Source organism: Desulfovibrio gilichinskyi (assembly GCF_900177375.1).
GTDB classification, from domain to species: domain Bacteria; phylum Desulfobacterota; class Desulfovibrionia; order Desulfovibrionales; family Desulfovibrionaceae; genus Maridesulfovibrio; species Maridesulfovibrio gilichinskyi.
Genome location: NZ_FWZU01000004.1, coordinates 136,666 through 158,563, shown reverse-complemented (window position 1 = coordinate 158,563; position 21,898 = coordinate 136,666). Strand labels below are relative to the sequence as shown.

Here is a 21,898-nt window from a genome sequence, read left to right as displayed (position 1 = left end):
CTTTGGAAACCCTATTAGTAAGACTAAGGTTATTTTAAAATTATAAAGATTAAACAGCTATAAATTTACAATAATTTAATGCAGTTTGTCGATAAACTGAACCTTCTTTTTTCTCATCGAATAAAATTAAAGGCTGTTCAACTATTAATCCGGATTTACCTCTTTTAACAGCTTCGACTAAAACCACCTTAGCCGGACGATCAATTCGGCTGTGCACAAATTTTATTCTTTTGGGTTCCAGTTTAAAATAAGCCAGTGCGGCTAAAAGTTGAGTAACTCTTTCCGCAATGAATACAAAGCAGACTTTGCCTCGAAAACGGACCATTCGCGCCGCGGTCTTTACAAAATCTTCTAATTCAGTTTCAACTTCAAATCTGGCTCTATTTCTATCCGTGTCAGGACAGGCTCTCCCTCTTCCTTCACACCAATATGGAGGATTGGACACAACCATGTCAAAACTTTCAGCAGGAGCAAAAATTGGATTTGAAACATCCCCTTCGATAATTTTAATTTTATCAGCAAAGCCCAGCAAATTTATATTCTGTTCAGCTGATTTTAGCATATCGGGGCTGATATCTACGCCTGTGAGGCTTAACTCAGAATCCGGATTATTGAGCGCTATGCCCAGCGGGATAACTCCGCACCCTGTACCTAAATCAAGGATATCCGTTTTCCCTGAAACCGGCACAAAGCTGCTGAGCAGCAACGAATCTATAGAAAATCTGAATCCTGTTTCCGGCTGCTTAAGCCCTTTCGGAAACCTCTGCCTTGCCTCACTACTCACGTGCTAAGCTCTCCTGCGACGCAGAGCATTCATCAGTATCAAAGCGTCATCAGATTTAAGAAGCAAAGAACCGCCCCCGTAAATCAGTATCCAAACCGGAATCAGCAAGAACCATAATATCCCGTAAGAAACAGAACACCAAGCCCCTGCTCCGACAAGACAACTGAGGAAAAGACTTTTTGATGCACCAGCCCACGGCAAAGGACAGACTCCTGTCCTGCGCCACATGATAGCAGCTAGTAATAAGAAATTAAGCATAGAGGAACAGGACACAGCTAAAGCCAAACCTACATGAGCAATGGACTGCATGAGAATATAACCGATGCTCACATTAGCCGCGAGGCAAAGGATCGCAACTTTAACGGGAGTTTTAGTATCTTCCTGAGCATAAAAAGCTGAAACTAAAGGACGGGACATTGCGATAAAAGGAAGCCCGATCCCGTAGGCCATCAAAGCCTGCGACGTTGCGGTAACAGCCATCGCATTAAAAGCTCCGCGCTGAAAAAGAAGCTGAATAAGCGGCTCGGCGAGAGTCACCAACCCGGCCATTGCCGGCAGGCTGATAAAGAGAGTCAAGCCTACCGTATTTTTCAAAGTTTCAGCAAACTCACGGTCTTTCCCTTTAGCACAAAGAGCGGAAAGACTCGGCAGTGCAGCGGTTCCGACAGCAATTCCGAAAACACCAAGCGGGAACTGCACAAGACGGTCTGAATAATAAAGATATGAAACACTGCCCACCGGCAGAAATGAGGCCAGAAGAGTGCCTAAAACAATGTTAATCTGATAAACAGCGGCTCCGAAAACAGTCGGCAGCATGAGTTTACCCATGCGTTTAACACCGGGATTGGCAAGACTGCGACTTCCCCGCCATGAAAGACCGAATTTTCGCAAATACGGCTGCTGCAAAAACCATTGTAAAAGCCCGCCGATTAAAACACCCCAAGCCATAAATACGGCAACATTGTTTCCGGTGTAATATCCGGTGAGTGCGGAGCCGATGAGCGCGAGATTCAATGCACACGGAGCAAGGGCAGGAGCCAGAAAATGGCCCATGCTGTTCAAAATACCCATGCACAACGCAACACCGCAAATAAAAATTACATAGGGAAAACAAATTCTTAAAAGAGATACCGTAAGGGACATCAATTCAGGGTTACGACCAAAACCCGGCGCAATCATCAAAACCAGCGGCTTTGCGCCCGCAATTGCCAAAACAGTTATCACTCCTAAAATCAGCAGTAACCAGACGAGCGCAGAACGAGCCATATCAAATGCTGCTTCCTGTCCCTGCTCATTCTTTACACGGCTGAAAACCGGAACAAAGGCCATGGTGAGAGATCCTTCCCCGAATAAACGGCGAAGCAGATTAGGTATACGAAATGCGACAAAAAAAGCATCGGCAGGCAACCCGGCCCCCAAAGCAAAAGCCACAATCAAATCACGGACAAATCCAAGTATCCTTGAAAGCAAAGTCGCTCCGGCAACAACCGAAGCGTTTCGAACAATATTAGCTGATTCAGCTGTCATATATAAAAAGGCCTCCGCTAAATTGGGGCTTTAGATAATGTCATAGGATACGGGCATAAAACTATTAAAACGGTCTTATGCCGCCGGAGGCGATAAATAAAAACTTGTTAATCGCTCATTTTTTGGCATTTGGCACAAAAAGTCGACCCGCGTCCGGCAACAGTTCCGGTTTCAAACTGCTCGCCGCACTGAGGGCATAATTCTCCCTTTTTGCCGTAAACTTTAAAACTGTTCTGAAAGCCGCCGGAATCCCCGCCTGCATCAACATAATTGCGGATAGAGCTGCCGTTCTCGCTGATTGCCTGTTTCAGCACCTTTTGAACTTCTACGAACAAATTTTCAAGACTCTGCTTTGAAAGATCTGAAGGCTTGGCTTTGGGATGAATGCCGGCGCGGAAAAGGGACTCATCAGCATAAATATTGCCGATTCCGGCAACTATGGACTGATTCAGCAATAGTCCTTTAATATTTGCTTTCTTTCCAACCAAACGTTCAGCAAGATCTGAAACAGAAGTTTCAAGCGGCTCCGGCCCGAGCTTGCGGTAAAAAGACCATTCTTCCAGTTCTTCCGTACTTAACGCGCGGACCTCTCCGAATTTACGGGTATCGTGAAATTCGATGGAGCCGCCATCTGTTAAATCAAAAACAACACGTGTATGCTTTTCCGGAGAAGTTGCACTTTCATGCGCAAGCACTCGGCCAGTCATTTTAAGATGGAAGGTTATATGTAAATCATCACCAAGATCTATAATGACTAATTTGGCACGTCTGTGGACGCGGGTAATGGTGCAGCCTGCAACCCTTGAGGCAAAAATCTGCCAAGGCATTTTAACAGTGCCGTGATTTAAAATACTTACTGATTTAATGGTCTTACCGACTAGAGCCTTGGCAAGACCGCGTGAGATAACTTCTACTTCTGGTAATTCTGGCATTATAAACCCTGATTTCTGATAATTTATTTAGACCGGACTGCTATTTTTTTGTGCTGACAAGCAGCCCTAAATCGATATTAAACGTATTTCCTCTTCTATTCATTTTAAACACAAGAGGCTTATTTTCTTTGTGCGCTTTTGATCCTGCCATATGCAAAGCTGAAAGTGAATGCACAGGAATTCCCTGAGCTTCAGCCAGAACATCTCCGGGACGGATGCCGATTTTGAACGCTTTTTGATCACGTTTAACAGCAACAATCACAGCTTTTCCCTGACGCATTTCCACGGTCATTCCAAGTCTGCTTTCATACGAAGGAGGGCAATAGAAAAAAGAATCTGCTTCGGCGGGATAAAAATCATCTCCACGCCACGGCATAAACATGAAAATTTTTGCTTCCGGATCAAGCTTTTTAAGCCTGTGCGCAATACCCCAGCCCTGCTCTACATGCCCGGCTCCTGCGAGCACAACAACAGGGGTTCCGGCACTATGCCGAAGGCTGACAGCGCGCTCAGCCATTGTTGTATCCCATAAAGACTGAATGAGTAAAAATCTTTGGACCTGCTCAGAGTCAGACGGGTCACGATTGGGGTGCATGGAGAGAACTTCTTTTAAGCCTTCTTCCTGCTCCTTCGGGGGCATAATAACGTTCTGAGGCAATAAAGCCCGATCCGCTGCTGATAAGCCTTCAAGGCCCTTTGTATGAACTTCTTTCATGAGCCTGAAGGGGAAATTCAGCGCAGCTACAGTAAGTTCACGTTCCTTTGCAAGTTCAAATACAGGGCGGAAGAAATTGAAGTCATATCGCCACTCGTTTTTCCAGTCCAGCTTTTCCGGCAAGTCGTCCAGACTGAGCTGTCCAAGGTTGAAACGGTTGAGAACGCCCTGTTTGTCTGAACTGACCATCTCAAACCCGATAGCTACCTTGCGATGATTCTCTGTCAGCCCCTGTATCAGTTTGAACTGAACGTCATGATCACAGAGGCTTGTGTGCCCTTCACCTATCAAAACATAGTCAGCGCGGCTGGCATTGTGCACGACATCTGCAAGAGAAAGTTTATCCCCTGCGGAACTGATAAATTCGCCCGAACAGGGCAAAAAAGACACAGCCATATCGGAGTGAATCTGTTTAGAACACCCTGATATCATCAAAATAAAAAAAAGCGCGCAAAGGGCCCGAAGACCCCCTGCGCGGATATCAACAATATATTGGAACATGCAGAATTCCTGGTTAATCCCAGATACGCTTGTCTTCAATCGGTCTGACCTGCGGAGGCAGTGAACCAGGAGTCAACACCTTGAGGAGAGGACGCAGTTTAATCTTTTCGCGGAACATGTGCAGAAGCTCATCTTCACGCTTAAAGTTTGAAACCTCGACATTGAGAATTAATTCATCAATACCGCCCGGGTTGGTAACTTCGATCTGCCAACGTTTAACTTCATCAAAATAAGCCATAACCTGCTCAACCTGATGAGGGTAAACAAACATACCCTTGATACGGGCAGTTGTGTCGACGCGGCCGACAATATTTCCGAGTCTCGGAGTTGAACGTCCGCAAGCACAAGGAGTGCGGTCGATATAACTGAGATCTCCGGTTGCAAGTCTGATCAGCGGATATGTTTTATTGAAAGCGGTAATAACAATTTCACCGACTTCGCCGTCCTTAAGAGGAATACCTGTGTCAGGATGGCATATTTCAACATAAGCGCGATTAGTAATATGCAGACCGTTTTTATGATAGCATTCGTAACCGATACAACCGACATCAGCAGTTCCGTATCCTTGACGCATGATAAGGTCGAATTTTTTCTCAAGAGAGGAACGAACCTTTTCTGAGAATTTTTCACCTGTAACAAATGCAACTTCAAGGTACAGATCTTTACGCAGGTTGAGTCCGGCTTCTTCAGCCTTCTGCGCAAGATGCATTAGGTAGCTCGGGGTTCCGACATAACCGGTAACTCTGAGCTTCTGCATAATTTCCAGCTGGCTGTTAGTGCTGCCAGGTCCGGCAGGAATAACGGCACAGTTCAGATTACGCAGGGGCTCTTCAAACATCAGTCCTGCAGGAGCCAGATGATAGTTCAAAGTAATCTGAGCAACATCACCGGAACGGAATCCGGCAGCATAAAATCCTTCAGTCCATCCCCAGTAATCTTCACTGCGGTCTTCAGGATCAAAAATAGGACCGGGGGAAAGAAAGACGCGGCGAAGCTCGCCGAGATCTTTAGTTAACAATCCGCCAAGACGCGGTCCCATGGATTGCAAAAATATAAGTTCTTTCTTTTTTAGTATAGGAATAAGCTTGAGGTCAGAAAGGTCTTTAAACTTTTCAACCTGAAACTGAGCTCTATCGAAACGCTTTTTAACGTCTTCAGAATAGCGATAGGCATAAGTCAGAAGCTCTTTAAGCTGCAAAGCGCAATATTGACGCCTTTCGCTCTCATCCAGCACTTCTCGACGGCTGTATATGCCTTCGGTGCGGTCTTTACGAGTCATTAATAGGTTTCCTCCAAAGTTTATTGCCAAGAGAAGAGCGGGCTCTTCACTCAGCGTATGCAACATATGTGAATTTTACTTATTTGTCAAGCATCTTATGAATATAACATTATATTTCAATATCTTATAGTCTTTTTTTACTTTTATCACATTTAATTATCTAAGAATCAAAAAACACACTTTAAAGGAAAACAGTAATAACTTTCATTGATTAATAGGACTTCACTCTTTAAGTAATTATTGAGTTCAGCGTATGGAGAACATTCGCCCCTGCAATTGTAGCATAAATAACTCACTGAACCAATAAGATATTGGTAATTATGGGCTGAAATCTCGCTGGTTATGCATCTTTTTCTTATTTTTTTATATTTTTACTTGACAGTACTCGACTGTCTAGATAGACACTACTTCGTTCACACGGAGGGCCGTTAACTCAGTTGGTAGAGTATCTGACTTTTAATCAGAGAGTCGCTGGTTCGAACCCAGCACGGCCCACCATGAATTTTATTATATACACCCTCGCAGAAATGCGGGGGTTTTATTTTGCAACAAATCTGTTTTAAATCTCTGTAGTTCAGCGCTATCGATAAAAAGTTGTAAGAAAAATTACAAATCTGCATTGTATTGCTTGACACAAAGAGCTACTATCGTTAAACCCCTACTTCGTTCACACGGATGGGCCGTTAACTCAGTTGGTAGAGTATCTGACTTTTAATCAGAGAGTCGCTGGTTCGAACCCAGCACGGCCCACCATGAATTTATTATATACGCCCTCGCAGAAATGCGAGGGTTTTATTTTGCCCTTTAATATTCAATATCAGTATTAAAATAGCTTTTACTGTTTTTTTTAATCTATATAATAGATCATTTTATGACACATAATACACAACATATTTGACATTATACATATAATATTGATAGAAGACCCTCTACTTATCGTAATACTTATAGATATGAAGAAAAGGGGGCGGAAGATGGGGAGTTCATTTTCTAAATGTAGTATCAGCAACTTTACTTCACGTAAGGGCGGAGTCGGCAAAACAACTCTGTCTCTCCTGAAAGCAAAAGAGATATTGGATGCCAGCAAAGATCAAGATGCTAAAATAATTTTTTTCGACTTAGACATCAATGGAACAGACACTGTAAAAACAGTAAACAGGCTTAACAAAATAGGATTTTGGAATAAGAGCCTTGAAGTAGGATTTTCCCCTAAAGATTCAAATAATGACCTTCAAGAACAGAACTCTTCAGATGATAAAACAAATCCGTTAAACATTGTTTCCCTTTTTGAAAACTACATGGCCGGAACAGAGTTCTCCGTTGAGTGGATATCTCACGGCCAAAAAAAAAGTTTAGAATATACGAACTATCCTACAAAACAGACCCTCTTTTTAACCAAAAATAAAATTAATGTTATTGGATCATTTCTTAATAAGAACTCGGTCTACACTCCAGATGTTCTCTTCGACCAGATGCACTCCATCTGGCTTATTGACATGATCAAATCAATAATCGGTTCAGCTCTTAATGGTTCAGAAACTTCGCTCTACATAATTTTTGACAACTCTCCGGGATATACAGGATTGCTGCCGGCACTTGAAGACTGGTTGACGGACTTAGGACCAGTTATTTGTAAGTTTTATTTCATAACAACTTTAGACGGACAGGATTTTATCGGAGCGGTAGACTCTCTCGAAAGAGTTAAAGGACAAATTCAGGCTAAAACATATGCTGTTCACGACTATATGCTTGCAGTAAATGAAGCAAAGTCAACTTCCGATAAACCTGATCCAAACAAACGCACGCTATTCAGAGATTCAAAAAAACAGGAAATAAAGAACTACCGCGAAAAATATGACCTTTTCTATAGTAAACTACTTTCTCTTGGGGACGAAGAAACATATTGCCCTTTTTGTGAGACTTCAAACGACACACATTCAGAAAATTCGACTTCAGAAAAGACATCTTCAGAAAAAACAGCTTCTAAAAATAAAAAAACACACAAATGCCAACGCTGTAATTTTTGCTACTATAGACAAATAGTTGCCGAAAAAGTCGCCGAAGCTGATAGTGGGTCATCAAATAATGATAAAGTGGAGCCGATTTTCGATGTTAAGGGCTTAAAATTCAGCATTATAACAAATAAGGCCCTTACTACCTTTGCAGCGCGGGCATTATATAATGAATATTTAAAAAATGAAGAAAAAAAAATTGAAGACTGCAACACAACCAAATTAGACTCAAAAGAAGAACTCATGTTCTTGTATTCTCTTGCAACACTTTCAGAGGATAACGATGATAAAACCTTTTCTAAAATTCAGCCTAGCGACATTCGTGACTTAAAAGAAGCATGGCAAAGCGATCGTAGTAAAAAATCCGCCTTAATACTGACCGAGCAAGACTCCTCAAAACCTAAGTCTACAGCTTCTATTATCAAAGATTTCCATGGAGCTATAAAGTGGCATGACACAACATTAAAAGATATTCTTGATAAAATGAGGAGATATTCTGATGTCGCCAGTTTAGAACAGGAATTGAGCTTACAGTCGATAATTAAAAAGTTCATTAAAGATTATGGCAGCTTTCGTGTTGATGAAAATCAGGGTGACAAATCATACGGAACTGATTGGAATATTAATGAACCTGACTACATTGAAAAATCCACAGAACTTTACCGTCAAAATAATACTAAGCATAACATTTCACAATTTGAAAATCAGGAAGCAAAAGAAAGTTACACCAAGTTAGCTGAAAGCATTAGAGCAGTCATAGCATGTATCAGTGCATATAGCCCTGAAGACATGGACATGAGTAATGTGAACTCCGCGCTTTTGAACTTAATCATGGAATTTATATATTCAGCTAAAAATTCACAAATCAAAGAATTTCACGTCTCTCCATGGAATGCAATTTATGAGTATTTTAAAAAGGAATCATCTCTCACTAAAATAAAAAATGCTGACGAGCTTGATATGCTTCTATCCACTATTAATATCATTGATAATGCCAGCAGGAAAATCTTTTCCATAAAATTCATATGCGATAAGCTCTTTGAGGAAGAAATAAACAACAAAAAAAAACAATATATGCTACGGGTGCTTCATTTACACAATAAAGAACTTTGGGATCCCAAGAAACGAGAGAGCGACATCTGCAACTCATTGCAAGAAGTTTTTCGTATAGATAACCTTGAAACTATTGCTATCACTACTGTTCTAATAGACATACAGCAAAAACTTTGTAATCCAGCCGCACGCTTGAGGTGGTCGGAATGAACAAAGATATACTATCTAGCTCAGGAATTAATGAGACTGATCATGATAAAAAAGAAGACATTGTTTCAGAAATTTTATCAGAACAAAGTTTTAACATGTTCATCAGACACCGAGGAAGGCCCCTCACAACACCACAACATTTAAGCCCGTTTATTAATGTAGATCGGCAAAAATATTTTGATTGGGAACAGAAGAACTCATTTAACAAAGCCTTTATGGACGACTTTGAAAAACGTATGGATTCATCCTCTTTCGCAAAGATGCGTGGAGGAATCAGCCATACGATGCTAACAGCGCAGCGTAGTTTTCCAGCATATAAATTTCTTGTAAAAGAATTCATTAATGATGAATGGACCTCTGCCGTAAGCCCTCATAAGGCATTTCATCGCGACCACATTGTACACCAACCGATGACAGCCTATGTGGCCATGGTTCTGCTCGGAGAAAGCAGCATTGACAGTTCAACAACCGCCACTGATCCAAGTTCTTCATTCAACCTCAATCTTTTAGGTAAGGCCGCAACATTATTAAGGGAAGGTCCGGACTGCCAATATCTCCGTGATTATATGAAGGAGCTACGATTTCCTAAACTCGTATATAGTGGACAATTCTCACAATATCTTGCGGAAATGTGCATAAAAGAAACTACATACCTTGCTGCCCTTTTTCATGACATAGGGTATCCATATCAATTTGTCGGTAAAATTCAAAACAACCTGCGCGAGCATTCGCAGGCTCTGGTTTCACTGGACACGCTCGCTAAATCAATTGGAAACACATATAAAAACCGGCTGGTCTTTCACCCTCTTGATGGATACCGAACTCACTCACGCTCTGCTCCCAGCACTTGGGGTGAAAAATATTTTGAAATTATTAAAGAGAGTCTGCGCAGTACCCATGGAATGCACAGTGCTCTCAATTTTCTTTTTTTAAATGACAGAATACGAAAGTTCCCGGATGACCCTGAACAAAGCCCGCTCAGCAGATTCTGCCTTGAATGGGCGGCGAAAGCGATCCTTATGCACGACATGTGCGGGCTCTACATAACGAAAGCTAAAAACAAAGAAATTACATTTAAACATAAGCATTTAAGGGTACGATTTCGCACCTCTCCACTCTCTTACATTCTTGTACTAGCGGACTCCATACAGAACTTCGGAAGAATAAATGCAAAATTCTCTAAAAAAGAATCTACAACGGAAAGTCCTATAAGCATTGAGTATGGATCAAAGTGTTCTAAAGTTAAACTTCAGTTTAATAAAAAGAGCAAAGAACTCACGATAATAAGCTATTATCCGAGTATTAGAGACGTGATAGAAAACAATAAAAAATTCATGCCTGAGCAGGAACAACTCTTTTTCCATCCTGACTTCGGATACTTAGATTCCGAGGGGACTGGTATAAGCAGGATACGCCTGAGAGCAGCACACGATGTTTAACACCCAACTTCCATAAGACTTTACATACAAAAAATCCCGCCCCGGAATATTCCCAGAGCGGGATTTCTTTTATAGATGCTATCTAAATTAAAATCTATCGAATCCGTCTTCATCGTCAGTGCGGCCGCCTGAACCGGCTGAAAGCATTCTTGCACCACCCCTGTCCAGTTTGAAGAAGGTCATACTTTGCTGCAACAGCTGTCCTTGCGCAGACAATTCTTCAGCGGTTGAGGCCATTTCCTCAGATGCAGAAGCATTCTGCTGAATGACTTTATCAAGTTGCTGGATTGCCTGATTGATCTGAGTAACACCGGTATTCTGTTCATTACTGGCCGCTGATATTTCCTGAACAAGATCTGCAGTCATGCGGATACTCGGAACCAGTTCTTTCAACATTCCTCCGGCCAACTCTGCGACCTCGACGGATGAAGCGGACAAACCTCTGATCTCTGAAGCAGCTATTCCGCTTCTCTCAGCCAGCTTTCTGACTTCTGCCGCAACAACAGCAAACCCTTTGCCGTGTTCTCCGGCGCGAGCAGCTTCAATGGCAGCATTAAGAGCAAGCAAATTAGTCTGCCTCGCTATTTCTTCAATTATCATAATTTTTTCAGCAATGCTCTTCATCGCAACAACAGCTTCGCCTACAGCTTTACCACTCTGCTCGGCCTGAAGCTGCGCTTTTTCTGCAACACCTTCAGTCTGCTTTGCATTATCTGCATTATGCCTGATATTAGCTCCCATTTCTTCCATTGAAGATGAAACTTCCTCAATAGAAGCGGCCTGCTCAGTCGCCCCTTGCGAAAGGTCCTCTGCAGAGCCGGACAGCTCTTCGCTCCCGCTGGCGACATTTTCAGTAGCACTGTTCACGCTGGCAACAACTTCTCTAAGCCTGCCGACCATGTTACGCATGCCCTCAGCAAGTAAACCCAGCTCATCCTTACGATCCAGATCTACCTTGGCAGCAAGATTCCCTGTGCTCACCTCGCGGACGAAATCAAGTCCCTTACGCAGCGGGCCAAGTATACCGCTGGAAATAAGCCACGCCATAAAAATACCTGCAACGGCAGCGACAATAACAACAATAAAGATAACTTGTTTCGTATTTGCAGCATCATGCAACATTTGTTCGTCTGTCATAATATTGTTTGAAACAATAGATCTGACTTCTGTCAAAATTTCCTGAACAGATTTAAGAGCCGGGACCGTCTGGGTAGCATAAATATTAGCGGCTTCATCAAGAGATTTTAGCCTTCCATCATGCCACAAAATTACCTTATCAATTTTCGCGAGCGTGTCCGCAGCGTCTTTTTCAACTTCTGTTGCGAAATATTTTTTAGCAGCGTCGCGGTTCCCATTTGCCAGCAAACGATTCAATTCTCTCACTGAATCATGCAAATGAGCATGCGGCGTCAGAATTGCACTCACTAACGCGCCATACTCAGGATCTTTATTACTATCTTCCTGTGTTTTAGAAGAGTAAAGCCATTTACCAAGCCCGCATTTATGGTCATCAGCCTGAACATCAATAACGTTGATATCGGGGTCCATCAGCTCTTTCATCACTGTGTTCATCCATTTAAGATGATCCAGTTTCTTTTCTCTCAAAAAACTGCCGAGAGTCGGGTCTACCGGCTGATATTTTTCTTTAATAAGAATAGCCGACTTATGAAGCTGATTATGAAAATTTTCTACTTTACCTAAAAGAGGTTTAATTGCAGGAACAAGCTCTTCAGCCGCTTTGCGGGCGTCACTATAATACCACTTACCGAATCCGCATTTGTGAGGGTCTGTCTGGACATCTAGTGTGTTAATATTTTTATCAGTAAGTAAACTGTTTACCTTATTGGCCCAGTTGAGATGGTCAACAATTTTCTGAACAAAATCCCCCCGAAGTTTGTTCCCGGCAATAACTTCTTCAGCGTTATGCACAATGTCTCCGATCCCTAAAACGGACCAAACACCAAGCATAATCAGCAAGACGATGACAGAACCAAAGCCTACTGAAAATTTATATACTAATTTTAAATCCTTCCAATTCATTACATACTCCTCAAAACTATTTTCTAAAATCGAAGACACCCTATTACTTTTAGCCAGATTATAACAAATTATTTTTTAAGCAATGAGTACTCACACATTATTATGTATAACACAAGTTCTAAACAAATAACAAATCCCTTCATACTGTACTGAAATTCATACAGTCGCTTGACTAAGGAGTTATTCAATAATATTAATAGTACTCCCATCTAAACAGCTATCTACTCAAATACCCACGTATTTCATGAAGAAAACGCAGCTTTTCACAACACAATTCAATCTCACAGATGATACAATCATTAAAAATATAATCAGCTAATCTTAGAGGTTTATATGTTTAAGCCTATCAAAAAAGAATTGTGTAAGGCAGGTCTCTCTGAAAATTGATATTTTTAAGATGGTTCGAGTTCTCTTCGGTGGCTGTAAATCAGGACTTGCTGACCTGAGCTATTTTGAAGTGCTTTGAGGTTATACTTGGCCGTTTTCTATCAATTAACTTTTTTGCAAAAGGAGGCTGCTATGGTTTCGGGTGGGCTGGCTGTATTATTTCTTCTGTTGTGTGTCGGGATTATCATTCTTTTGACGTCCCGCTACAAGGTTAACGCCTTTGTCGTACTCATAGGAGTTGCATTTCTGTTCGGGCTACTCGTCGGTATGCCACTTGATAACATTGTAAAATTTATTCGCGACGGATTCGGCGGAACTCTGGGATACATCGGTATTGTTATCGTGGCAGGGACTATTATCGGAACAATTCTGGAGAAAACAGGTGCAGCCCTTTCAATGACCAGAGCTATTCTGAAAATTGTAGGTAAGGAGCGTGCTCCTCTGGCAATGAGTATTGCCGGATATGTCGTATCCATTCCGGTTTTCTGTGATTCAGGATACGTTATCCTTACCCCTCTCAACAAAGCTCTTGCCCGTGAAACAGGTAAATCCATGGCGGTTATGGCTGTTGCGCTTGCGACAGGTCTTTATGCCACACACTGCCTTGTTCCTCCAACTCCCGGCCCCATTGCTGCGGCAGGTATCCTCGGCGCAGATCTAGGACGGGTCATTGGATTCGGTCTTCTTGTTTCCGTTCCAGGCATGCTCGCAGGCTATTTCTGGGCAGTACATTTTGCAAAACGGTACACAGTTGATTTAGGCGAAGCAGAATCATATGAATCACTGGTGTCTAAATTCGGAGAATTACCCGGTGGACTTCATGCTTTCATGCCTATTCTTATTCCTATCTTGCTTATTTTATTAAAATCCATTGCAGCATACCCTACAAAACCTTTTGGAGAAGGATCACTGGCGCATTTCCTTGCTTTCATCGGTGACCCTGTTACGGCATTGATGCTCGGTATTGTGATTGCTCTTACTCTGGTTAGAAAAGAGATGATGGGCGAAGCTGTTTCCGACTGGATGAGCAAAGGAGTTAAAGACGCAGCACTTATCCTTGCCATCACCGGCGCAGGTGGGGCTTTCGGTAAAATTTTGAAGTCATCGCCTCTTTCTGACTATCTCGGAGCCACTCTTTCAACCATGAACCTCGGGATTCTGCTGCCGTTTGTAATCGCGGCGGCAATTAAGACTGCTCAGGGTTCGTCAACAGTTTCAATTATCACAACAGCATCTATCATGGCTCCGCTCATGGCGGGACTGGGCCTTGATCCTGCTTTTACTGTTCTTGCCATCGGCGCAGGAGCTATGACCGTCTCACATGCCAATGATTCATACTTCTGGGTTGTTTCCCAATTCTCAAACATGGAAGTCCCTGTTGCATACAGGGCCTACACCTCTGCCACATTTGTGCTCGGCGTAGTTTCTATTCTTTGTGTTGCAGCCTTGTCTGTTGTATTCTAGTAACAGTAAAACTCTCAGGCAGGAACGGCTGCAGCCGTTCCTGCATTCTGATTAAATACAACATGGTGCATAATGTTTAAAAAATTTCGCTTAAAATACCATGAAAGAATGGCCTTAAACGGTTTCGTAAAATCTGAATTTGAAACTGCACTGAAACATTTCAAGAAAATTGCCGCCATCGCACCCGACAAAAAAGGAACCGACTTCAATACAGCCGTATGCCTTATTTCACTTCGCCGGTATGAAGATGCTGAAAAATTTCTGCAAAAAGAACTTGAACACGGATCGCCCAGCCTTCCCCTACTTCAGGCTCTGGCTGAAAACTCTTTTCTATGCGGTAATCGCAAAAAGGCCCTCAGTTATTACGAAAAAATTCTTAAAGAAAATCTGCCTGAAAAAACACGCAGATTCACTGAACTGAAAAAGAAAATCATGGAAAATGAAACAGCTTTTAAAGAAGCCTTAAAAAGCCGTGACTATATGGATAAAGGTGACACTCTTCTTGAACAAGGAGACTACGTTAATGCCCGCAAAAATTTCACCAAGGCCACAAAGCTGGATCCAACATGCTTTCAAGCTCATAATAACCTCGGGGTGATTGCGATGAATCATTTCAACGATTACAAACTGGCCCTGACTCATTTTGAAAAAGCTGATGAGCTGAATGATATTCCGGCTGTTCAAATGAATATTCACAAACTTAATGAAGCGATACTTAAGGAGCAGAACAATGCTGATGACTAAAGAACAGGAACATCTTGCACAAATATTCTCCAAAGCTCTCGACCAGGTTGACCCCTATAAAATCATCACTAACCGCTTAACCCTCTCAAACGAAGTACTCACGGTTACTATGGATGAAGGGAATATCTCGGTTAATCTGAAAGACTTTGAGCGTATTCTTGTTATAGGTGCAGGCAAGGCCACGGCAAAAATGGCCCGCGCCATTGAAGATATTTTAGGGGATCGTATTGAGTCCGGCATTATTTCAGTTAAATACGGACACACCGAAAATCTTAAATACATTAAAACAATTGAGGCCGCGCACCCGGTTCCTGATGAGAACGGAGTCAAAGCCGCTCACATGATCGAAAGTTTAGCCTGCTCCGCTACAGATAAGACTCTGGTTATCAATCTTATTTCCGGGGGGGGATCTGCTCTTCTGCCCAGCCCCATGAACGCAGAAGTTGAAGGAGAAAAGATTACCGTCACGCTTGAAGATAAGCAGAATGTAACAAAAGCCCTGCTTGCATGCGGGGCCGATATCAGCGAGATCAACTGCATCCGCAAACATCTGTCGAACCTTAAGGGTGGACGGCTGCTGCGTTGTCTGCGTCCGGCGCGCTCTCTGAACTTCATTCTTTCCGACGTGGTAGGTGACAATCTCGACACCATAGCCTCAGGCATGACCAGCTTTGACCACTCCACATATTGTGATGCAATTTCTATTATCGATCACTACAAGCTGCGAGGTAAAATACCGCCAAACGCACTTAAGGCTCTTGAACTCGGTAATCACGGTAAGCTTATTGAAACTTTAAAAAAAGATGAATTCAATGCAGAGCGGGCCGAGAACATTCTTATCGGAACTAACCGTATTGCGTTGCTCGGAGCTCGGGATAAAGCCATAGAGCTTGGCTACAATGTTCAAATTCTGACCTCTCGCCTTGATGGTGAAGCCGCAAATGCAGCGGATATGTTCTGGGCTATTGCGCAAGATGAAAGACAGTGGGAACTGCTTGAAAAGAAACCGGCCTGTATCATCGCCGGCGGTGAAACAGTTGTCACCATCAAAGGAAACGGCAAGGGCGGACGCAATCAGGAAATGGCCCTGTCGTTTTTAATGAGACTCGGGCAGGATAAACTTGAAGGAAAAGATATACACTTTCTTGCCGCTTCAACAGACGGCAATGATGGTCCGACCGATGCCGCCGGAGGTTTTGCAGACGGCGCAATTCTGAATAAATCCCGCCAGATGGGACTTTCCATCGCTGACTATTTAAAAGACAACGACTCCTACCATTTTTTAGATAAGGTGGGAGCACTCCACAAAACAGGACCGACAAACACAAACGTCTGCGATGTGCAGATACTTATAGTTAAATAGTTCTTAAAAGAATCTGCTAAAAAAAGAGCTCACTTTGATATAATTACCAAAGTGAGCTCTTTTTGCTTATTTACATTAAAATTATTGATTAAGCCGCCAGACCCCGTCATCTCCGCGGCAGGCTTTCGCCATGATCTTTTCCCCGCCGTCTGCGGTTATAGTTACGTCACGGCATATTTTATCCTGGTTCATGTAAGCAGGCGATGGAACCGCAGTGTATGATTTACCGGTATCAGGATTCTTCCATGCAACGGTTTCACCTGATCTTGTGTTTTCCAGAGACTGCGCTACTTTCTGCTCATCGTATTTATCCCATTCATTACCGACAATGTACCCCATCAGAAGTCCGACTCCAGCTCCGATGGCCGCTCCTGAAGCCTTGTTTTTAAACGTCAAGGCTCCGATTGTTGCTCCTGCGAGTGCTCCTATTCCAGCCCCGGATTGAGCTTTATTCGCACAGCCTGATCCGAGCATAAGAACACAGATTATTGCAAGTAAAATCATTTTTTTCATCTTAGGAATCTCCTGATTATTTAATTCTTTTTTATAGTACCAGAAACCTCAGACAAGGTCACGCATAAGAAATATTAATCAAAGTAACCATTTTAACACTTTTATTTTTCCAAAGAACACTTCGACCCCCGATAACATTCCGGCTTTAAGTCTTTGCGTTTTGCAGAAGACATTCCGGCGGGAGCTGATTTCCATGCATGGAGGGGGTTAAGAGGAATCCTGTTGCAAAAATCTACTCTGCAGCCGGTGAAAGCTCCTATATAAGGAGGATATATAAAACCGTTCAGATACTTCCAAGGGACTTTTGTTTTCCAGCTCCACATAGGCCCCGGCAGAACAGACCGTGTAATAGACGGCTTGTACCCAGTCCCTCCGTATAAGGCTCCCCGCATTTCAGAAGGAGAAAACCAATGGGACATTCTTAACGTATTTGCAGAAGCCCACGGCCACATTTTACCATGAGTAAAATAATATATGGAATGACGATTGAGAAAGCCGACAAGCAGACCTCCGGCGGAAACCCTTGCGGCCTCGGTTATCAGAGCCTCGGGATCGGAGCAGAATTCAAGAACAGTCCAGATCACTGTAAAATCAAATTCATTGTCATCAAAGGGAAGGATTTCACCGTTACATTGGTAAAGGGAAGCTCTTTTACCAAGTCTTTCTATTGCGCCGTCAAGCATCACAGAAGATTTATCAACTCCTGTAACGTCAAACCCGCTTCGATAAAGATGTTCTAAAAAAATTCCTGTTCCGCAACCTATTTCAAGTAATTTCCTTTTACGGCGCGGCCAGCTTGAGATCAAGTGATCCATAAGGTTCACTTCCTGCTCAAGCGCGAAACGCCCTTCAGGAGTTCTGAACCACGTATCAAATTTTTCGGCGTCAGATCCGTCCCAAGTCATAAGTAATTACCTTCAAATTTTAAAAACCATATGTGCTAAAAATTAAGCCCACTATATAGATATAAACAGAGAGCGGATTCCGGTCAAACCTTATCGGTGACTGAAATCCGCTCTATAGCACTATGGAACCATACTTAAAGCATCAACTTGACTGTAATTAACGCTTAATGGAGGAGGCTGAGTTTTAATCGTTCAACTGTTCGTAAACTTTGCCTACCAACTTTTCAGAAGGAGTCAGAGTCTTTTCACCCGGGGTCCACTTGGCAGGGCAGGCTTCAAACGGGTGATCTTTAAGGTAAACATTTGCTTCAACCTTACGCAACAGTTCATCAGCATTACGACCGACGTTATAGAAGTTGATTTCTGATGAAACCAGAACACCTTCCGGATTAATGATAAATGTTCCGCGCAAAGCCAAACCTGTTTCAGGATCATAAACTCCGAAGAAGTCAGAAACTTCACCGGTAGGGTCTGCGGCCATTTTGAACTTTACGTCCTGCAGCAATCTTTCATCATTTTTCCATGCAAGATGAACAAATTTGGTATCTGTAGAAACAGAAACTACTTCACAACCAAGTTTTTCAAGCTCTGCATGTTTTGTGGCAAGGTCTGCCAGTTCTGTCGGGCAGACAAAAGTAAAGTCTGCCGGGTAGAAGAAAAGGATAGTCCATTTTCCTTCTTTCTGGATTTTTTCAAGATCAACTTCGCAGAAACCGCAATCTTCAGGATCGAATGCTTCAAGTACAAAGTTTTCAACTTTTTGTCCGATTATTGCTTCAGGAAGAAATTCAACTGAATGATCATGTCCACAACTCATGGTGTATCTCCGTTTATTTTAAATATTTAATTAATATTGAATTAACTTTTAACATAATTATCTCGTTGCCTGAAAAAGAGATTATTAAAATCTCATTCTGTTGTCAACGATAATCATAATCTTTCCTATTATGATACTAACATTTTGATTATATGTGGTTTCGTAATAATTTACACTTTACTTGATGTGTTGCCTTCAACATTTATTTTATGTAATTTCAACTGATCAAAAAACATGGAGCATACACAAATGACCAAAGTTTATGGATTCAAAGAAATATCACGCGAAACTCTTCCTGAGTTAAACGGTGATGCCGTTATATATGAACATGAAAAAACAGGCGGCAGGGTTCTATCTGTCATTAATGGAGACGAGAATAAAACATTCGGAATAAGCTTCCGTACGCCTCCGGCTGACAGCACGGGGCTTCCGCATATTCTTGAACATTCAGTCCTATGCGGATCAAAGAAATATCCTGTTAAAGAACCTTTTGTAGAACTGCTGAAAAGCTCTCTCCAAACCTTTCTTAACGCAATGACCTATCCCGACAAAACAGTGTACCCCGTTGCCAGTCCGAACGAGCAGGATTTCCGCAATCTGGTAGGAGTTTATCTTGATGCGGTTTTCTTCCCCAACCTGACTCCGAACACCTTGATGCAGGAAGGCTGGCACTACGTTCCTGAAGAAAACGGCAAACTCACATATAAGGGTGTAGTTTTTAATGAAATGAAAGGAGCCTATTCCTCACCCGACAGCCTGCTGTATGAACATGCACAGCATTCGCTTTTTCCTGACACGACTTACGGCCTTGATTCCGGCGGTAACCCCGAGGTTATCCCTGATCTGACTTTTGATGATTTTATTAACTTTCATAAAAAGTATTATCACCCTTCCAATTCATACGCTTTCTTCTACGGAGATGACGATCCTGAGCATCGTTTAAAAATGCTTGATGAATATTTCTCTCAGTTTGAAAAAATTAATCCTGAATCTGAAATAGAAATTCAAACCCCGTTTGATACTCCTGTTGTTATTGAAGATAAATACGATGTATCAGATGACGGCAATCAAAAAGCCCTGTTCGTTGTAAATTTCGGACTTGGGCATGAACGCGATGCCAGAATTGACCTTGAACTGGAAATCCTTGAACTGATTCTCATAGGTCTGCCCTCTTCTCCTTTGCATAAAGCACTTATAGACTCTGAACTCGGTGAAGATGTTGCCGGAGTAGGATTGGAGAATGAACTTCGTCAGCTCTACTTTTCCACAGGTCTAAAAGGCATTGAAGCCGAAGACGCACCGAAAGTTGAAGAGCTAATCTTTTCGACTTTTAAAGACCTTGTCGCAAACGGAATAAATAACGAAGACATCGAAGCGGCTATCAACACCATTGAATTTGATCTGCGCGAAAACAATACCGGATCTTACCCCCGCGGTCTGTCTGTAATGACCACAGCTATGACTTCATGGCTCTATGACGGAGATCCTCTTGAACATGTACGCTACGAAAAGCCTATTGCTGATCTGAAAAAACGTTTGGCTGACGGTGAAAAGATCTTTGAACCGCTGATTCAGAAGCTGTTTATAGATAACAATTACCGTTCCACAGTTCTGCTGACTCCTGACAAAAACGTCGGCGCGGCAAGAGAAAAACGTGAAGAAGTCAAGCTTGAAAAAGCTCGCAACGCAATGAGCGACGCAGAATACAAAGCAGTCGTAAAAAAAGCTGAGGAACTACAAAAAGAACAGGAAGCTCCTGATTCTCCGGAAGCACTGGATACCATTCCAAGACTCAAAGTTGCTGACCTGCCCCGCGTGGGAACTGAAATTGATTGCGAGAAAAAAGGTGAACTGCTTTTCCACGATCTGGATACCAACGGCATTCTTTACCTTGATTTAGCTTTCAATTTCTCAGGACTTCCAGACAGGCTGGTTCCTTATATACCTATTTTCGGGCGTGCCTTACTGCAAACCGGAACTAAGTCCACAGACTTTGTAACCATGACCACACGGATGGCTGCCAAGACGGGCGGAATTTCACCTTCCTCCATTGTTGCAACCAAACATGGTACAACTGATACTTTATCCCGCTTTGTTCTGCGCGGTAAGGCAACCGCAGATAGAACCGGAGATCTGATTGAAATCATCAGCGAACTGATGCTTGAAGCCAATCTTGATAACCGTGACAGGGTTCGTCAGATTGTTCTTGAATCAAAAGCCCGCATGGAACAGCATCTCATTCCGTCAGGTCATATGATTGCAGCGACTCGCATGAAAGCACGATTCAGCGAAGCCGGATACATCAATGAACTGATGAACGGTGTTTCAAGTCTGCAATTCTTGAGGCAGCTTGCAACACGGGTGGAAAATGATTTTGCCGCAGTTGTTGCTGACCTTGAAGAAATTCGCGCAACAATCCTTAATCAGGCAAACCTGCTTTCAAACGTCACACTGGACGGCAAAACTTACAACACTGTCAGCTCGGCCCTTGGCGAGTTGTCTTCCGCATTACCGGCAGGAACCAGCTCGGCAGTAACGCGATCTCCCCTGTCATTTGAAAAGATGGAAGGATTATGCATCCCTGCGCAGGTTAACTATGTTGCCAAGGGAACCAATGTTTATAACTACGGATATAAATATTCAGGCTCCGCACAGGTTGTCAGCCGATACTTACGCACCGGCTACCTGTGGGATAAAGTCCGCGTACAGGGCGGTGCTTACGGCTCTTTCTCCATGTTCGACCGCACCGCAGGAAGCCTGAGCTTTGTATCCTACCGCGACCCTAACGTAGCCCGCACTCTGGAGACTTACGACGGTGTTGCTGACTACCTTAGAAAGATTGAAGTAAATAATGATGAGCTTGAAAAAACCATCTTAGGCGGAATCGGTGATATAGACAGTTATATGCTGCCGGATGCCAAGGGTTACACCTCAATGGTACGCCATCTGAGCGGGGAAGACGCAGCTTTCAGGCAGGAGCTTAGAGAACAGGTTTTAGCTTCCAGTGAAAAAGACTTCCGCCTCTTTGCAGAAGCAGCACAATCTGTTGCAGATAATGGAGATGTTGTAGTCCTCGGTAGCAGAAAGGCTATGGAAGAGTCAGGACTCGACCTGAAACTCGTCGACATCCTATAATAAATCATAAAATATAAAAACCGTTAGCAGCCTTTATTGTATAAGGGGTGCTAACGGTTTTATTTAAATAAAATTCGC

General features: G+C 42.8%; 15 protein-coding genes and 2 tRNA genes. 8 read left to right on the top strand and 9 right to left on the bottom strand.

What is annotated here, in order from left to right:
• Positions 1–49: 49 nt before the first annotated feature.
• From B9N78_RS12190 to B9N78_RS12170, 5 genes are all read right to left on the bottom strand, one after another.
• Positions 50–784: a tRNA1(Val) (adenine(37)-N6)-methyltransferase gene (locus B9N78_RS12190; protein WP_085102654.1), complete on the bottom strand. Its 735-nt coding sequence runs from the start codon at positions 782–784 to the stop codon at positions 50–52.
• A gap of 3 nt (positions 785–787) precedes the next feature.
• Positions 788–2,311 (bottom strand): murein biosynthesis integral membrane protein MurJ, encoded by a 1,524-nt coding sequence (gene murJ / locus B9N78_RS12185; RefSeq protein ID WP_085102652.1) that lies wholly within the window; start codon positions 2,309–2,311, stop codon positions 788–790.
• 107 nt (positions 2,312–2,418) lie between these two features.
• On the bottom strand, positions 2,419–3,243 hold the full coding sequence (gene mutM / locus B9N78_RS12180; protein ID WP_085102650.1) for a bifunctional DNA-formamidopyrimidine glycosylase/DNA-(apurinic or apyrimidinic site) lyase: 825 nt from the start codon (positions 3,241–3,243) through the stop codon (positions 2,419–2,421).
• Positions 3,244–3,283: 40 nt separating this feature from the next.
• Positions 3,284–4,459, bottom strand: coding sequence for a ChaN family lipoprotein (locus B9N78_RS12175; RefSeq protein WP_085102648.1), 1,176 nt, complete (start codon positions 4,457–4,459; stop codon positions 3,284–3,286).
• Between the two features lie 13 nt (positions 4,460–4,472).
• Complete coding sequence (locus B9N78_RS12170; RefSeq protein ID WP_085102646.1) at positions 4,473–5,738, bottom strand: phenylacetate--CoA ligase family protein; 1,266 nt, start codon at positions 5,736–5,738, stop codon at positions 4,473–4,475.
• 422 nt (positions 5,739–6,160) lie between these two features.
• Between B9N78_RS12170 and B9N78_RS12165 the strand changes: the two genes are divergently transcribed.
• The 4 genes from B9N78_RS12165 (at position 6,161) to B9N78_RS12150 (ending at position 10,452) form a co-directional block, all read left to right on the top strand.
• Positions 6,161–6,236 (top strand) — tRNA-Lys (locus tag B9N78_RS12165).
• 179 nt (positions 6,237–6,415) lie between these two features.
• Positions 6,416–6,491, top strand: a tRNA-Lys gene (locus B9N78_RS12160).
• A gap of 221 nt (positions 6,492–6,712) precedes the next feature.
• The gene (locus B9N78_RS12155) at positions 6,713–9,013 is read left to right on the top strand and encodes a hypothetical protein (protein ID WP_085102644.1); all 2,301 of its coding nucleotides are present in this window, start codon (positions 6,713–6,715) and stop codon (positions 9,011–9,013) included.
• Positions 9,010–10,452 (top strand): hypothetical protein, encoded by a 1,443-nt coding sequence (locus B9N78_RS12150; protein ID WP_085102642.1) that lies wholly within the window; start codon positions 9,010–9,012, stop codon positions 10,450–10,452. The genes B9N78_RS12155 and B9N78_RS12150 overlap by 4 nt, the downstream gene beginning before the upstream one ends.
• A gap of 87 nt (positions 10,453–10,539) precedes the next feature.
• Here the strand turns inward: B9N78_RS12150 and B9N78_RS12145 are convergent, their stop codons facing one another.
• Complete coding sequence (locus B9N78_RS12145) at positions 10,540–12,492, bottom strand: methyl-accepting chemotaxis protein (RefSeq protein ID WP_085102640.1); 1,953 nt, start codon at positions 12,490–12,492, stop codon at positions 10,540–10,542.
• A 519-nt stretch (positions 12,493–13,011) separates the two neighbouring features.
• Here B9N78_RS12145 and B9N78_RS12140 point away from each other — a divergent pair.
• The 3 genes from B9N78_RS12140 (at position 13,012) to B9N78_RS12130 (ending at position 16,450) form a co-directional block, all read left to right on the top strand.
• Complete coding sequence (locus tag B9N78_RS12140) at positions 13,012–14,343, top strand: GntP family permease (RefSeq protein ID WP_085102638.1); 1,332 nt, start codon at positions 13,012–13,014, stop codon at positions 14,341–14,343.
• A 72-nt stretch (positions 14,344–14,415) separates the two neighbouring features.
• Complete coding sequence (locus B9N78_RS12135) at positions 14,416–15,087, top strand: tetratricopeptide repeat protein (protein WP_085102636.1); 672 nt, start codon at positions 14,416–14,418, stop codon at positions 15,085–15,087.
• Positions 15,074–16,450: a glycerate kinase type-2 family protein gene (locus B9N78_RS12130; protein WP_245805545.1), complete on the top strand. Its 1,377-nt coding sequence runs from the start codon at positions 15,074–15,076 to the stop codon at positions 16,448–16,450. Before B9N78_RS12135 ends, B9N78_RS12130 begins: the two co-directional genes overlap by 14 nt.
• Before the next feature lie 81 nt (positions 16,451–16,531).
• On the opposite strand, the gene B9N78_RS12125 is transcribed toward B9N78_RS12130, so the two are convergent.
• The 3 genes from B9N78_RS12125 to B9N78_RS12115 form a co-directional block, all read right to left on the bottom strand.
• Positions 16,532–16,963 carry a glycine zipper domain-containing protein gene (locus tag B9N78_RS12125; RefSeq protein ID WP_085102634.1) on the bottom strand — a complete coding sequence of 144 codons (432 nt, stop codon included), beginning with the start codon at positions 16,961–16,963 and terminating at the stop codon, positions 16,532–16,534.
• Positions 16,964–17,064: 101 nt separating this feature from the next.
• On the bottom strand, positions 17,065–17,868 hold the full coding sequence (locus tag B9N78_RS12120; protein ID WP_085102632.1) for a class I SAM-dependent methyltransferase: 804 nt from the start codon (positions 17,866–17,868) through the stop codon (positions 17,065–17,067).
• 184 nt (positions 17,869–18,052) lie between these two features.
• Complete coding sequence (locus B9N78_RS12115) at positions 18,053–18,685, bottom strand: peroxiredoxin (protein ID WP_085102631.1); 633 nt, start codon at positions 18,683–18,685, stop codon at positions 18,053–18,055.
• Positions 18,686–18,934: 249 nt separating this feature from the next.
• On the opposite strand from B9N78_RS12115, the gene B9N78_RS12110 reads away from it, so the two are divergent.
• Positions 18,935–21,820: an insulinase family protein gene (locus B9N78_RS12110; protein ID WP_085102629.1), complete on the top strand. Its 2,886-nt coding sequence runs from the start codon at positions 18,935–18,937 to the stop codon at positions 21,818–21,820.
• The last annotated feature ends 78 nt before the right edge of the window (positions 21,821–21,898 follow it).